Source organism: Amycolatopsis nalaikhensis (assembly GCF_030264295.1).
In the GTDB taxonomy this organism is placed as follows: Bacteria; Actinomycetota; Actinomycetes; order Mycobacteriales; family Pseudonocardiaceae; genus Amycolatopsis; species Amycolatopsis nalaikhensis.
The window spans coordinates 747,988-763,268 of sequence record NZ_CP127173.1 but is presented as its reverse complement, the minus strand read 5'-3'; the positions used below and the strand labels follow the sequence as shown (position 1 = coordinate 763,268).

The 15,281-nt window shown below is 66.2% G+C and carries 12 protein-coding genes; 4 read left to right on the top strand and 8 right to left on the bottom strand.

The window, feature by feature from the left end; all coding sequences use genetic code 11:
- Positions 1-33 precede the first annotated feature (33 nt).
- On the bottom strand, positions 34-456 hold the full coding sequence (locus QP939_RS03675; RefSeq protein ID WP_285455103.1) for a hypothetical protein: 423 nt from the start codon (positions 454-456) through the stop codon (positions 34-36).
- Between the two features lie 736 nt (positions 457-1,192).
- On the opposite strand from QP939_RS03675, the gene QP939_RS03670 reads away from it, so the two are divergent.
- On the top strand, positions 1,193-2,425 hold the full coding sequence (locus QP939_RS03670) for a hypothetical protein (RefSeq protein WP_285455102.1): 1,233 nt from the start codon (positions 1,193-1,195) through the stop codon (positions 2,423-2,425).
- Positions 2,426-2,842: 417 nt separating this feature from the next.
- Here QP939_RS03670 and QP939_RS03665 read toward each other — a convergent pair whose 3' ends face one another.
- The gene (locus QP939_RS03665; protein ID WP_285455101.1) at positions 2,843-3,538 is read right to left on the bottom strand and encodes an AbiV family abortive infection protein; all 696 of its coding nucleotides are present in this window, start codon (positions 3,536-3,538) and stop codon (positions 2,843-2,845) included.
- Between the two features lie 298 nt (positions 3,539-3,836).
- Between QP939_RS03665 and QP939_RS03660 the strand changes: the two genes are divergently transcribed.
- The 3 genes from QP939_RS03660 (at position 3,837) to QP939_RS03650 (ending at position 7,506) form a co-directional block, all read left to right on the top strand.
- Positions 3,837-5,765 carry an AAA family ATPase gene (locus QP939_RS03660; protein WP_285455100.1) on the top strand — a complete coding sequence of 643 codons (1,929 nt, stop codon included), beginning with the start codon at positions 3,837-3,839 and terminating at the stop codon, positions 5,763-5,765.
- Positions 5,766-6,114: 349 nt separating this feature from the next.
- Positions 6,115-6,903: a hypothetical protein gene (locus QP939_RS03655; RefSeq protein ID WP_285455099.1), complete on the top strand. Its 789-nt coding sequence runs from the start codon at positions 6,115-6,117 to the stop codon at positions 6,901-6,903.
- An 87-nt stretch (positions 6,904-6,990) separates the two neighbouring features.
- On the top strand, positions 6,991-7,506 hold the full coding sequence (locus tag QP939_RS03650) for a hypothetical protein (protein WP_285455098.1): 516 nt from the start codon (positions 6,991-6,993) through the stop codon (positions 7,504-7,506).
- A 361-nt stretch (positions 7,507-7,867) separates the two neighbouring features.
- On the opposite strand, the gene QP939_RS03645 is transcribed toward QP939_RS03650, so the two are convergent.
- From QP939_RS03645 to QP939_RS03620, 6 genes are read right to left on the bottom strand one after another with little or no spacing between them, the layout of a single operon-like run.
- Entirely contained in the window at positions 7,868-8,596 is a 729-nt protein-coding gene (locus QP939_RS03645; RefSeq protein ID WP_285455097.1) for an SAVMC3_10250 family protein, read from the bottom strand.
- A gap of 33 nt (positions 8,597-8,629) precedes the next feature.
- Positions 8,630-8,878 carry a hypothetical protein gene (locus QP939_RS03640; protein ID WP_285455096.1) on the bottom strand — a complete coding sequence of 83 codons (249 nt, stop codon included), beginning with the start codon at positions 8,876-8,878 and terminating at the stop codon, positions 8,630-8,632.
- Positions 8,879-8,913: 35 nt separating this feature from the next.
- Entirely contained in the window at positions 8,914-10,449 is a 1,536-nt protein-coding gene (locus QP939_RS03635) for a serine/threonine protein kinase (RefSeq protein WP_285455095.1), read from the bottom strand.
- A 3-nt stretch (positions 10,450-10,452) separates the two neighbouring features.
- Positions 10,453-12,288, bottom strand: coding sequence for a vWA domain-containing protein (locus QP939_RS03630; RefSeq protein WP_285455094.1), 1,836 nt, complete (start codon positions 12,286-12,288; stop codon positions 10,453-10,455).
- The gene (locus QP939_RS03625) at positions 12,285-13,568 is read right to left on the bottom strand and encodes a hypothetical protein (RefSeq protein WP_285455093.1); all 1,284 of its coding nucleotides are present in this window, start codon (positions 13,566-13,568) and stop codon (positions 12,285-12,287) included. The genes QP939_RS03630 and QP939_RS03625 overlap by 4 nt, the downstream gene beginning before the upstream one ends.
- Positions 13,561-15,258, bottom strand: coding sequence for a hypothetical protein (locus QP939_RS03620; protein ID WP_285455092.1), 1,698 nt, complete (start codon positions 15,256-15,258; stop codon positions 13,561-13,563). Before QP939_RS03620 ends, QP939_RS03625 begins: the two co-directional genes overlap by 8 nt.
- Positions 15,259-15,281 lie beyond the last annotated feature (23 nt).

Genomic DNA, 15,281 nt, shown 5'->3' with positions numbered 1-15,281 from the left:
GATGTCCGTCAAAACGGGTCAGGCCCACTCTTCCTAGCGGGGCGGGTGTGGGGCGGTGCAGGCTTCGCGCTGGTTCCACATCGCAACGGTGTCGTCGACCCGGCGCTCCTGCGCGCGTGTCGAGCTTACGACCCTGACTACGTGGTCGTGTTCAACCGTACCGTCGCTGAGCAGGAGCACTTCAGTCCAGGAAGCCTCGTCTTTCGCGACGACGAAGGGCGACCCGTCGACGACGCAGCGGCACGCGCAGCCCTTGTCGCTGCGGCTGCCGAGGAGGAGACCGGCCCAGGCGCCGGAGCTGCCGAGGCCCGCGAAGTCGTCGCCCGTGTGTGCTCGCCCTACCGGTTGCCCGGTCCCGGCGAGCGCATTGAAGATGTTCAGTTCTACGAATGCCCATCCCCGGAATTCCCCGCGGCGGAGGCCATCCCGGGAGCGCATGCTGGGCATGTACTTCACTGTCCTCCATCGTGGGGCGGCCTGGTCGGAGCTGCGGTAGCCTCTCATGCTGGCGTACCGGTGGCTCCCGATCTGGGTTCCGGTGAACCTGAGCTTGACCAGGCAACGATGTGGCACCTTCTCTATTGGATTTTCGATCGGATCCAGCCCGCCCTTCCCTACGAGCTCTTGTGGTTTCCCAACGGCGTGGCGACAGGTGTTCTCACGGAGGACGCTGAACTCGCACACATCCGGACGATGACCGGTCTCACCTCTGTTCAATCGGCCAGCGTCGAAGCCTGGCCCGCTGTCGCCGTCCTCGGCGATACTGCCGAAGACTTCGCCCTTGCCCGCCTTATCCGACTGACCTACGGACGGGCAGTCTGGCTGCCCAGCCCGTTCGGAGTTGACGCCGAACAACTTGCGTACCCCCTCGTCACCGGGCTGGCTAACCCAGCCACGCATGGAGGCGTTGGCGCCCCGCGTTCCTTACTGCTGACCTCGACGTCCCGATCCGTCGATGACACGTTGGACTTCGAAAGAAGACTCCGCGACAGCGAGGTCCTCAGAACCTCGAGCAGGCTCCGCACCGACGGTGGCGACTGGACTGTAGGACCTGACGATATTCAGTGGACGCGTACAGGGACAACACACCTTGCTGTCCGTGAACAGTTCGATGACGTACTTTCCGTCCCGACACTCACCGGCACTACAGACTCTCGCGAGATGGCCACTGTGCTGCCACCGCCCATCCTCGATGACCACAGAATCGCTACCCATCCCGATCTTGCCTGGCACGTCGACATCACCTGGACGCAGGAGAATCACGTCCGCGGGCGCGGAGCTTCCCAGCGAACATCTGCTCGCGCCAGAAACCAGTCCGCACCTCACCCTCGTGCGCAATAGCCGCACCGGCATCTCGTACCGGGCCGCCAGGTTCGACTTCGTTGTCGCCGGGATCCAGACGGTCAACCGACTGGCCCGGCCGGCCCTAAGGCACTTGAGTCTCCGATCATTCGTCGATGCCAAAGCCACCGAACATGGCCTCGTAACCCGGATCAGCAGTGCTGGCCAGCGAACTGCTCAACTGACACGAATGGCGGGCGGCCGTCGGCAGTTCACCGACCTGTTCGGAGGTCCGCTATTGCCGGCGCTGCGGGCGTTGCAGCCAAAGGGGAACGACAACGATAGGGCATATCCGGAAGGTGACGGCGTTATCCTCCGCAACTCTGAGGGCTCACTGACTTTCGACGGGATCTGCAGGCGCGTTGATGTTATAAATCGCGACGAGGTGCGCGACTTAGTCGACGCAGCGTTGCGATCAAAGATTCTTCGTCGCGGACTGATTCTGCACTGTCGGGTCTGTCAGACCAAGCAGTTGCAGACGATCGATGCACTCGGCCAGAGTTGGACCTGCCAGCGGTGCGATGGCGCGAACGATCTGGATCGGCATGCTTGGCATCACGCGAGCTATGAGCCAGCTTGGTTTTATGAGCTTCACCCCGTCGGACACCACCTGCTCAACGACCACGGTGATGTTCCCGCTCTCCTGGCCACGCACTTGCTCCGCGACGGTGGTCCACGCCGTCGTCAGTACGAGGACGTCATGGAGATCGAATTCCTGCAGGATGGCACTCCTCGAGTCGAGGTGGATCTAATCGCCTACCTGGACGACACTCTCGTCGTCGCCGAGTGCAAGAGTTCTGCAACCCTCGGCGACACTGCGAGGGCAGATAGGCAAGCTGAGATTTATAAGAAGTGCCGGGTATCGAGCTGGTTGCAGGCAGACGTAGTTGCCTTCGCTACGACGGCTCATGAATGGCAACCTGGCGTGGCGAATTCCATCCGAGGATACGTTCGGAGCTTCGACGGATGGGCCAAGCATGGCCGGCCTGACCTTCACTTGATCACCGGCCTGGGCACGACGTCGGCTGCGACCGAGGTAATTCGACCCTGGTCAAAGCGTCGTTCGAGGGAGAGATCAACATAGAACGCGTGCACAGCTGACAGCCTGGGCGCCTTAGCTGGGCAGGTGCGCGCACACGTCACAGGACGAGCTGCGCCTTGCCGCGAAACCACCCCAGATCGCGAGCGGCCGCGCGACGCCGTCCGGGCGCCCTGGCCACGGAGTGGTGTTCGACAAGGCCGCGATCGAACGGTACCGGGTCACGGAGACCGTTCGAGATGATTCCGATCCGACGCTGAGGAAGGAAAGGCGTGGCCTGAAGCCCAACATGAGAGAAAAGCCCGACCGGACTGATGACACGCGATGCCCGCATTGCCGGCGAACCTCTCACGGTCGGACGACCACTGTCGTGTGAGTTGTCTCGATGTTGTTATCCTGATCCAGTCGAGTCGGCCGTGTGAATCCCTGCGCGACACGCGAGGCTTGACGAACTCAGGTCTCCTAGTCTTCCGTGGTGTCGTCGCTCTTCGTGAACGTCTCGGATGCGGCCTGCCAGTCCTCAGGGTGCGTGATCGGTAGCAAGCTGTATTGCTGCGCGTGGGTGCTGTCGTAGGGCGTGACCGCGTCGAACTTCATTCGGCTGTGGTCGGTGATGAGCAGCATCTCGACCACCTGTGCTGCTGTGCGGAGGTCGTCGGCAATGGTTTCCGGGCCGATGTCGGCGGGGGAGTGCACCGTGTCGCCGTCCTTGTCCAGGTCGACGTAGAAGCCGGCCATCTTGTCGGCGTTGGCTTGCTTGCCGGCGGCTTCAGCTTTGGCTGCCTGCCTGGCGAAGTATGCCTGCCAGTCGGCCTCGGAAGCATCGAGGGGGAGATCTTCGAAGCGCTGGACGCCCCAGAATCCCTCGAGTTCTCGACCGAAGACGAACGCTTCCATGTACTTGACCGCGTGGCTGCGACCGTCGGTCGTTAGCTTCGTCGCCGTGAGCGCTTCTTCCGCGCCGGTGCTCCAGGATTCGGCGAAAGTCTGATACAGCCAGAGCGCCTTGCCCAGTTCCTCCTGGGCCAGGACGGTGAGCGAACGCGCTCGCCCGTACGAGCCGCGCTCAAGGAGGACGTCGGCGTCGGCAATCAGGTTGGTGGCGTTGTCCATGAGCGCTTTCCAGAAGGAGCGCGCTGTGCTCGGTTTCATCTTCATACGGACAGTCTGCTGCAGAACGACCGAGCGACGAAGTGGGTTTCTGACGAAACTTCTCTGCCTATTCGACGCTGGTTGACGAATGCGGCCGAGAGAGAACTGCGTACTCCGTAGCGACCCGATGACCCGGCCGCGCGGTGTCTGACTAACAAAGTGGAGACCGACTCGGGGTGGCGGTGACGGAGAAAGTCATCTCAGCGAACACTCGGATCGGTGACGCGAACGCCGGAAGCGCCGAAATGTCGGTGCCTCGACGTACGCTGTGACCTCAGGTGATCAGTCTGCTGGAAGGTGACGGGTGAAGCTGACGTCGTTCCGGGTGCACCGGTACAAGAACGTGATCGACTCGACGTTGGTCGCGGTGGAGCAGGACGTGACGGCCCTGGTCGGCATGAATGAGTCGGGCAAGTCGACCATGCTCGACGCGCTCTACCGGCTGAACCCCGTCTACGGCGACGAGTTCGTCGAACGGGACGACTACCCGCGCTGGCGCTGGAAGCGCGACGGCAGGAAGGAGGACCTCTCCGTCGTCACGCCAATCGAGGCGACATTCCGGCTGGAACAGGCCGATCTCGATGCCCTCCGCGATGCGTTGGGAGAAGGTGTCTGCACCCCGGACACGGTGAAGTTCGGCCGGCACTATAACGGGCACGTCTGGGCCAGCGTGGACGTCGATGAGGCGCGCTTCGTGAAGAACGCCCTCGACGGACATCCGGACGCCAAGAAGCTCCTGGCCGCCCACGATACGGTCGTGTCGTTAAAGAACGCCTTATCGGACATGGTCGTCACGGAGACGGCTGAGCCGGCGGAGGAGGAAGACCGGCCCGAGGGAGGCCGGACGGACCAGCATTCTCCGAGCGCGGAGGCGCTCGAGCGGATCACGTCGCAACTCAGCGCCGAAGAGGATCTGGGGGCGATCGCGCGGGAGCTCGTTCGTTCGCGGATGCCGAGGTTCTTTCGCTTTGCCTCGTACCAGAACCTCGAGGGACGTGTCGACGTGGCCACCCTGCGCACCCAAGGGGACGAGGAGCCCGGGGCGTCGCCGAAGCAGACCGCGCGCGCCCTCCTCCGGCTGGCGGACACCGACATCGACTCCGTCACCGACGAAGAGTTCGAGTCGCGTACCGCCGAGCTGGAAGCGGTCTCCAGTGACCTGTCACGCGAGATGGCCGAGTACTGGAGTACGAACCCCGAGCTGCGGATCAGGGTGGAGATCGAACCGGAGACCGTCCGAAATCCGAACGGTCAGACGAGCGTGGCGCGGTTCCTCAACTTCCGGGTCGAGGACCGTAAGCACGACTTCACCAACAACTTTTCGCTGCGGTCCTCCGGGTACCAATGGTTCTTCTCCTTCCTGGCAGCATTCAGCGAATTTGAGGACGGCGACGGCAACGTCGTGATCCTGCTCGACGAGCCCGCACTCACGCTCCATGCGAAGGCACAGCGGGATTTTCTGCGCTTCATCAACGAACGTCTCGCGCCGGTCGGCCAGGTTCTGTATACGACCCATTCGCCGTTCATGGTCGAGGAGATCGAGCGGGTACGGGTCGTCGAGGACCGCGGCGATGACATCGGATCGATCACCTCCTCGGACGCTCTGGAGGTCGGAGAAGACAGCGCCTTCCCGCTGCAGGCCGCCCTCGGCTACGACCTGTCACAGAACCTGTTCATCGGCGAGCGAAACCTGCTCGTCGAAGGGCCGTCCGACCTGGCCTACCTTGACGTGATCAGCCGGCATCTCCGCGACCAGGGACGCGAGGGGCTCGACGAGAAGTGGCGGATTCTCCCGGCTGGGGGAGCGTCCAACGTGCCCGCCTTCGTCGCCTTGCTCGGCCGGAAGATCTCGGTGACCGTCCTGCTGGACTCGGGGACAGAAGGCGGCGGGAAGGTCGAGGCGGCGATCAAGGCCAACAAGATCGCCAGCAAACGCGTGGTGTTCGTGGGGTCGGTGCTGACGCAGAAACACAGCGACATCGAAGACTTGTTCACAGCCGGTGACTACCTCGGCCTCTACAACGACGCGTTCGGCACATCGCACAAGGTGAGTGACCTGTCGAAACACCCCGAGCGGCTCATCCTGCGGCTGGAGGCACTGGACGGCAAATTCGACCACTGGCGCCCGGCGGAGGTCCTGCTCCGCAACCCGGCGAAGGTCGCGAAGCTCTCGCAAACCACGTTGGATAACTTCGAAAACCTGGCTCGGAGGATCAATGAGACGCACTCCTAAAGGCACAGCGGGAGCGGGCGGCATCCGGCCAAGTGCGGGCTGGCCGGTGTTCAGGGGCGTAAACCTGCCAGGAGAGATCGGCCTGCTCCGCGCGGGATGGCGGAGGCCGGATCGCCGTCCCGCTCCCGCGGCACAGCCCCGACCAGCAGTACGACCCCGGACTGCAGATCTACCCGGACGTGCCCTTCGCGCTGCGGCTGGTCGACGAACCCGTCATCGACGGTGGCCGCCGCGCCTGCGGGAGTGACCTGCAGCCGGTTCCTCGCCTGATCATCGATACCGTGATGCGTTGCCGCACGTCATCCCCGAACAGTCGTTCGACGACGGGATGCGATGACACGATGAGAGCATGGGTAAGAAGCCGAACGTGACGCCCGCACCGGACAACGTCGTGTGGAGGCGAGGGCTGCGCTGGGTCGAGGGAGCCCAGATGCAGGCACATCGTTTCGAGACTGTCTTTTTCGAGCTGCAAACAGCTCTGGAAGACGCGCGGATGCGTGCACTTCTCATTGACAGCAGCGAGAACAGGGCGTCGTGCATGGAGCAGTACGACAATGACTACGAACTTTTTGATTCACGACGGCCCGTGAAAGTCCCCACCCCGGCGCTCTTGATGCAGGCGATGACGGAGCTCGATTTGCTGATCGTCGCTATTCGGAACGTCCTGCGCGCCCAGGTCCGGCTCCCGGATCAGCTGAAAACCTCGATGGCGGACGATGACGTGCTGGAGCTGCTGCGCAACGTCGCCGAGCACTGGGACGAAGACGGTGGACGATCCATCAACACGCTCACGGAAAAACATCCTGACGTGCTGGTGGACGGCGTTTCCTTCACAAACAAAGAGATTTGGATTGGTGGCAAGGTTCCCCTGTCGCGCATCCGGGCATGGCTGCCTCGCGTACATCACGCCCTTGTTTCGTCCCTTGAGTACGCAGGCGAATTAGTGCGCGACGACATGGCTTCTCTCGTAGCAGGTGACGACGCGCTGAGTTGGCCTCCCGGCCGTCTCCGGTACCGTTACTGGAGGCTGCCTGTGGTCGACGTAAAGGACTGGCCGACTACGGAGATGCCGCCGGAGGTTGCGCACTTGATCCAAGAACGGTTCCGGGGACTTCGAGAGCGCGACGTAGCCGACTAGATGTGCGGCGCTTCGTGCCGCCGACGAGCACCGGAGATCGGTCGTCGGCCGACGGACAGTGACGCTCGGTGGAGAGGCAGGTTGACAGTGGATGTCGAGGGCGGAAGCGATGAGTACCTCTCCAAGTCCGCCTCGGCCGGGCGCATGGGTAAGGCGGTCGAGTACTTGATCGCCTCGGTCTGCATCCTGGCCACGCGGGGCGAACTGAACGTGTCAACCTCACTTGTCGACGACGAAGGCGTCGATCTGGTCTTCAATCGTCGCAACAGCTCCGCCACCCTTGCAGTGCAGGTCAAGGCACGGATGTCGGACAGCAAACGAGTACAGAGCGACGGATTCGTCGCATTCGTACGCAGTCAGACATTCCGACCGCGCGCGGACATGGACCTGCTGTTTGTAGCCGTCGACATCGTCGAAGGCCGGATTATGTGCGCGTGGCTGATCCCAAGCGAGGCGTTCGCAGCAAACGCCGGCAACCCCAACAGCCGCGGACGCTTACGGTTCTCAGCATCGATGCGGGAAACGTCAAGCGACAAGTGGGTGAGCTACCGCCTGACCGCAGCCGCGCTGCCGTCGAAGATCCTTAACCGTCTAGAAGTCTGAGAAAGCTAGGCACCATTAAGTCAGCGGAGACACGAACGGACACGGCCGAAGTATGGCGGGCGGTGGTCATAGCAGGTCGATCAGACGGTCGAGCTTGTAGGTGCCGCTGCGCGCCCACCGGCGACATGGTGAAGCCCACCGTCCTCAGTCTCTGGCCGGAGCGGAACGGTGGGCCTCTCCTTCGAACCCCGGAGACCGGTGTCCGTGGGCGCGCGCCGTCGCCGGCATCCTCGCCGCCGTGGCCGTCCTCGGCCAGCCCTCACCCCGGCCGCGATCGTGGGCTTCGCTCTCGTCACCCGACGTACTCACGGACCGGCACGCGAGCGCATCCCCTAACTGCGGGTCGACGTCGGCTGTCCTGTCAAGAGCCGGGGCGTGACCGCCGGACGAACAGTGGGGAACCGATGAGGAATTCGCCGCCGTCTGGGGCGGGCATGATTGCGCTGACCAAAGCGCAGCCGGCGAGGTTCGGGGCACTGGCTCGGAACCAGGCGGTGTCGACGACGCGCGCGTAGAGTCCGGCGAGGGCGGCTTGTAGGGCGTCGTCGGGGTCGCGCAGGTTGCGGCGGCCGAATTGCCGCCAGAACCGCCAAAGCGGCTCGTTCTCGATAGGAGACGCTTGCTGAACGATGTCCGGGAATGCGCTAGGGTCGGAGAACGGCGAGCTAGGAGCCCCTGGCGGCTCGCTCGCCGGTGCCCGGCCGACGAGGTGTTTCGCCGAACCGTGGAGCAACACCGCCCGGTCCCCGGCCGAGCGGACCTGGCAGAACAGCACGGCGCCGGGCGCGGGTTCGAGATCGACGACGTGGCAGCCGATCCTGCCTTCATAGAACATCCAGTCGCCGACCTCGAGAGAGTCGTCCTCGTACCACTTGCCCGTGGTGCCGGCGTCCCATTCGGCCTTGTTGATCTCGGCACCCAGCCTAAGCAGGGCGGTGGTCTCCAGGTCGACGGCGATCTTCGCGCCCGCGGCTGCCAGGCCCGCCTGCACACGACGGGCTCGCATCCGGCTCCACCACCGCGGATCCCGCGGGATCATGGAGCGAAGTTTGCCGTCGGATAGGTAGACGTACATTTCCCGTTCGTCCACGGACGATCTCCCTTGTCAAGCGTTGAAAGTGGTTCACAGCACGGTGAGTCCCATGGCCCAGTCGCCGGTGAAGCCCTCCTGCGCCGCCACCGCCCGCCCGGCCACGAGCGCGGCGAGCCGCAGCCGCCACGCCGTGCCGGTGCCGAGCGCGACGGCATTGCTGGGCTCGCTGGTCAGGCAGCGCCACACGCCGAAGCCGTCGTCCCCGTGGTTCGCCAGGTGGATCCCGCCGGGGCCCGCGAGCGCGACCGTGACTCCCTCACGGTGACCGCCGCAGGCCACGGCCGCCGGGGTGATGGGTGTTTCGGCGATCTCGGTCAGGAGCCACTGGCCGGCATTGCGGTCAAAGCAAGACACGGTGGGCTGGCCGGCGATGACGCGGTAGCAGCGCAGTTCCCCCACTGGTCGAGGCAGCCCGCGGCGTCGAGAGCGGCGCCGTCGTCGACCCGCTTGACCCCGTCCGGGCGGACGCAGGCGAGACTGCCGTCGGCGGCAAGCACGAACAGCGCTGCGCGGCCGTCCCAGTCGGATGTAGCGGACAGCACCCGGAGCACCGGCCGTCCGGTCGTGGCCCGGTGCGTGGTGGCGTCCAAATCCACCGTGATTGTGGTCAGGTCGCGGGTGGCGGGATCGACCAGGTACGCCACGGCACGGCCCTGCGGATCGCGGACGGCGGCCAGCCCGCCGCCGGCGACCGCTGGACCTTGGCCTGTCCACTGGCCGCGCCGGCCCACCAGGACGGTCCCGCCTTCGTCGATCGCGAAGGTGATCTGGGTTCCTGAGCCGTCCGTCACCGCGGCCAGCGAGGTGGTGGCACGCGGGCTAGTGCGGTCGGTCTGAAGCCGCCACGGCGTACCGACACCGAGCCGTACACTGGCTACGGCCTCAACGCTGGCTGCGGTGATGATGGGCGTCGACGTGCCGTCCATCGTGAGCGCGATGGTGCGGTATTGCGATGGTGCAGACTTGTGGCTGCCCAGCTTCCGCAGGTCGCCGGTCCAGGCGACCAGGCCTGCCGGCCGCATGCCAGGGTCGGTGGCCAGGAGCGCGGCCACGTGGTCGGCAACCTCGACGCCGAATCCATCGCGCAGCAGCACGGCTCGGCTCTCCGCAGCGGCGTTCTCCATGGCAGGTTCGGCCATGGCGAGCAGGAAATACGCCACTGCTCCGAAGGAGTAGCGGTCGGACGGCAGCCCGGCCTGAGCGTTGCGGGCCTCGGGAGCGGTGTAGCCCCGCTTAAGTACTGCGGCTGTGCCGGCCGAGCTGTCCGGCGGGCGGACGAACGTGAAGTCGATCAGCCGCACCTGCCCGTCCGGTCGCACCATCACGTTGTCCGGCGAAATGTCCCGGTGTAGGACCGGTTGGGGCCGCTCGGCCAGGCCATCCACGATGGAAGCCAGGTCGGTCAGCACGTCGCAGATGTCGTCGAACGTGCGGGGACACCGGCTCCGCCACTCTTCGAGGTTGTCCCCGTCGATCCAGCGGGAAACCACGTAGAGACACCGGCCGTGGCCCGGCTCGCCGGGGGAGTGCGGTGCGTCGCCGGGGAAGACCCGGGCTGGTCCGACGATGCCGGGAACGTCGTCCTGCAGCTGCGCGGTCTCGTGCTGGGCTTCGCGGTACCGGTCATGCCAGTGCCGCAACGCCGAGTTCATCGTCTCGTCGCCAGTCCCGAGGAGGTGCTTGGCGTGCAGGATCTTGACCGCCCAGAGGTGGTCGGAGATTCCGTCCTGGCGGATCGTCGCCGCCTGCCATACCTCGCCTTCGCCGCCGACGCGCGCCGGGCGTCTCAGCTCGTAGAGGTCCGGCTTGTCGTCATCGCCGACGCGATAACCGCTCTGCGGTTCCGCCACGTGTCAGTCCTGGTAGAAGAAGCCGGCCGACGACACCGGGTTTGCTTGCCGGGGGGAGACGGGTTCGTGGTCCGGCAGTTTCCCGAGCCGGACGTGCAGCTGCGTCAACTCGTCGCGCAGCCGGTCCATCACGTGCAGGTGGACCTCGGCCGGTGTGTCCGCCCGGACGCTGAATTCGAGGCCGAATCGCGGCGCGACCGGGCCCTGGTGGCGGGACATCGACTCGAGCCGGTCCAGCGTGCCACACCACGCGGCCGTGACCTCGCCGATATCGTCCGCCAGTGCGTTCGGCCGCAGCGTCCGCGCCGCGGTGGCGAGGAAGCGCGTCAGCGCGTCGTCGGTGCTTGTGGACGCGATCATGTGGCGCTGGCACAGGGCGTCCACCCGCTGGACGTCCCAGATCGGGCCCCCAAGCGCACGTTGGCTCTCGTTGCTGCACCGGCCGACCAGTTCGATGATCTGACCGCGCAGTTCGGTGCGGAGCGCCCCGTGGTCCTGGCCTGCCGAGGCGGTCAGCCGGGCCAGGGCGGCGCGGGTGTGGTCCGGCAGCGGGCCGGGTGCCCGTCGTTCGGTGAGCCGGTCACGGATCCGGTGGACCATCCCGGCTGCCAGGCCGGAGAAGTAGTCCTCGAGCACGTCCAGGCCACCGACGGTAGCCGGATCACCGCCTCCGACTTTGACCAGCTCCGCCAGGAGGGTGTGGTTGGGGACCGAGGCCGCGTTGGGCTCCCAGCCGCCTCGCCGGTGGAACAGCTCCGCCGTGCCGATGCCGATGGCGTGCAGCCGGATGCCCATGTCCCGGTGCAGGTGAGCCATCAGGCTCACCGGTTCTTGCACTGCGTAGACGACCTCGCCGCTGCCCTTCTCGCCCTTGGGCGACCAGTCCGCGCCGTCGCTGACGAGCACGATGAGTTTGTCGTTGCCGGCGTGCCCGTGCTGGTAGAGCAGGTTGGCCGCTTCGTGCAGGGCGTTGCCGATGTCGGTGGTGCCGAACGGGCGCAGCAGCGCGACGCCGTGGCGAAACTCGTCGATTTGGTGGCTGGTGGACCCGGCGTCGAGTTGTGCCATTCCGCCGTCGCGCGGAAACCGTTGCCGCGTCTGGTGGTTGAACTCAAGCAGGGCCAGCCGGGAGATTCTGCCAGAGATCTGCAGGCGCATCCGCAGGAGGTCATGGAGTGCCTGCTGAAGTGCCTCCATCCGGGTGAGCCAGCGTGCCCCGCCAGGCGTCAGCCGGCGGCTTTCCCCGCCTGCGGGAAGGTCGTCGATCTGCATCGATCCGCTGCAGTCGGCCAGGATGACGATGTCCACGCCAGCCCGGACCGCTGAGGCGTACAGCTCGATCGCGGTATTCCCGGTGATCACGGCGACGATCCCGGTGCGCCCGCCGACGTCGATGTTGCGGACGCGATGCGGTACCCCACCGACGGTGAGCCAGCAGTCCGAGCCGTCGGCAGGGACCCACAACAACTCGTCAACCAGCCCGGCTCCGGCGATCTCCCGCGCCGAGGCATCCGGCTCGCGCTCGGTGGGCAACTCGAGCGTCAGGGTTCCGATCGGCACCGGGTCGACGCGGGTCAGGGTCCACTCGGCCTGATCGACGTCGATGTCCCATTCGCCGACCAGATCCTCGCCGATTGCCACGACGCCGGACGGAACTTCAGCCAGCGGAACGGCCCGTACCGCGCTGGCTAATTCACCTTCGGCGGAGCGTACGGTGAAGACGCAAGGTCCGGTGCCCGCGGTGCCCCGGGGCACGGCGACGGAGTGTCCGCCGATCGGCCCGCCAGGCGGCACCGGAGCCAGGCGGTGTGCGGCGGAGTCCGCCATACGCGTGCTCATCGGCGGCGCCTCCCTCCTTCGAACTCGATCTCGACTCCCAACCGAGCCGCATAGGCCTTCTTGCGTATACCGCCTTTGCCGATGAACAGCCCCCGCAGGTCATCCGCGAGATTGACGAACAGGACCGGGGTTGGCCGGCCACTACGCATGACAGCGGGCTTGAACTCGGCGAGAGAGAGCGCCGCGGCGATGGCCTGGCCGAACTTCCGGTCTTCGGCCAAGACAAGCTGTTTGAGCTTCTCGACCAGCTGCAGTCCTTCCTGCGCCGCCGCTCCGGTGTCCTGCAGCTGCCGATCCCAAGGCCGCTGCATCTCCGCCATTGCTTCGATCGCCGCCCTCGGGCCACCTCGGCCCAGCGTGCCGGCCAGGTGGCCCAGCATGCTATGGATCTTCCGGTAGTCCAGGGCCAGCTGGGCGTGACCGCCGTTGCGCAACGTATGCGCGATTCCCTGCAGGCTGGGAAGCCGCTGCCGGCGCCGGCGAGCCGATGCGCCGACGACGATCTGGAACATCAGCTGTTCAGCCGACAGATCGCCGAGACCCGCGTGGCGGGAGCACCGGCCGAGCCCCATCCGTTCGCCACCGAACACCTGCCACCGCCGGGCATGGCGGGTGCACATCCGGACTCTGCACAGCTCGTAGGCGGGAGAGGCGTGCTCGCAGGTGACGGTGCCGATGTCCTGGCAGCCAGGCGCTTCGCACCGCGGGAACTCCCGGTCGTAGCACGATGGACAGAAGTCGACGTCCCGGTCCCGAGGATGCGGACGGCGGTGGTCGTCGCACCAGGCGCGCTCCCGATGGCACACCTCCCCGGCGCATCGGAACGTGGCGGGCTGGCCGCAGTCACGGCATGTCGGGCGGTGTTCGGCACAGGTCGCGGTCAGTGACCCGTCCAGAATGCTCACGTGCGCGTCACACACGCGGTGTTCCGCCCCGCCGTCGCGCACCGAACAAGGGAACGGCCCGTAGCAGGCAGTCCCTTCGGCCGAGCACTGCCGGCACCGATAGCGTAGCTGGGCGGATTCGCGGACCGCGACGATGCTGAACCGGGTCGCCGGGGAGACTACGCCCAGCCCGTCTGCGATGCGCACGACCTCCAGCCTGACCGATCCGTCCGCGCCGGTGAGCTGGTGAACCTTCTTGGCCCGGAGGTTCCGGCCGACGAGGGCGGGTTCGAGCTTGGCCCAGAGGGCGCCGTACTCCTTCGCGTCGGTGGGCGCGACCGGCAGATGCCGCACGTCCATGACGAGCTCGACGTCCACGGGCAACGCCTCAGTCATGCGACGACCTCCCGTTGTTGCCGGGTCCACCACTGCCGCCCCGTCGCTGATCGCCACGGGATCGCCGGGCAGGCTTCTCCGGCCGGCCGTCGCGTTCCCGACGAGCCGATCCGCGTGCCCGATCGCGGGCGTGTCTCGGGGCGTCGTTCTTCGGTTTGCGGGTGCGGGCGCCGCCGGAAAGGTTGGCTTCCCAGATATCGAGCGCAACGGACACCCGTCCGGGCGCCGTTTCCCTGGCGTGACCGAGAAGCCGACCACCTGCAGCGGGATTGCCCAGCTCACCGGCCGCCGAGTTGACCAAAGTGGACTCGCCGCGCTCGGACCAGGTGGACAGCAGGTCGTGTTCGGTCGCCAGGCGACGCAGTCCAAGCCGTGGCAGCTCGACCGGCAGGAGCACCGGGGCCAGCTCGTCGGCCGAGGCACCGAGGTTTGCGAATTCCCGGCAGAGGTCCAGCAGCAACTCGCGGACCGCGGTCCGCCCATCCACCTGCCGGGTAGTCCGCGCCTGCCCGCGGCGAGGTGGCCCGTCCCGGTCTTCGAGGACCAACCGGGCACGGAGGCCGTCCGCGATGGCGCGAGCACGGTTTTCCTCCAGTCGTTTCTGCGGCGAGTGGCCGATACGTTGGCCTTCCCGCACCATCCTGCGAGCACGTAATCCCATGGCTGCCAGGACGATCGTGTGAGCGCGCGCTGTGGCCAGGCTCGCGGCGGCGTCCAGGCACCGCACCGTCACGAACAAGCGGCCGTCGGCGCTCTGGCCGGGCACCACGTCCATCCGGTCCAGCCGCGCCACACCGTCCCGCCGCCGCAACTCCGCCTTGACCCGCTCCAGGTGTGCTGGCGCCGTCGAGGCGAAGAACCGAGCCGCGAGATGGGCTCGCGAGGATGTCAGCCAGCGTGACCCGATACGGTCACGGGGATCCCCGGCCGTCGTCACACCGCGTCCAGCCATGGCGATGAGCGTGGGCACTTGGTCACGAAGCAGGTTCGTCAGAACTTCCTGCTCTACCGGCGAAAGGGCTTCGATGACATGGGTATCACCACCTAGAACGGCAGGCTGCCGATTCGTCCCGACCGCAGTCGGCACCAGCACGCCACCGGCTGTCCGCGCAGCGTCCGCGAGCAGGCGAAGGGTCCGCGCCAGCTCGTCGAAAGCTTGATCACGCGCCGGACGGGTACCCAGCCAAGCCGGTTCCTGACGTACCACGAACAAGCCGGGCGCTGCGTCGACCTGCTCGATCCGCCGGGCGAGCTCGTCGCTGCGGGCAGTCCGGGTGAGCTGACCGGTGACCCGGGCAGGGTCGGCGCCGAGGACAGCGACAGCTTTGTCCAGGCCCTGGAGTGTCGCCCCGACCCGCGTCAGACTCAACAACATGCCATGAAGTCGCAACCCGTGCTTCTCTGTTACGCGCGGAGCATGATCGACAGTCGGAGCCGAGCTGACATCGGGTCTGCTGATCGGGATTGCGAAGATCTCGATGCACCGCAAATGCAGCTGGGTGATCTCGGTTCGCAGCGACCGTTCGCAGCGTTCACGGGCGCTTCGGCGCAGCTCCGGCTGGCCCCCAACGACCCTGCAGCTTCTGGTGATCGCCCCTCCGGAGCCGTCCGGCCATGGGCTGCACAGCGGACGGAGGCCCTGGCGTGCGTGCAGCACCGGGCGCTGATCAACCACGCTCCAGTCGAGCACCAGCGGCGTTTACACCATCCTGC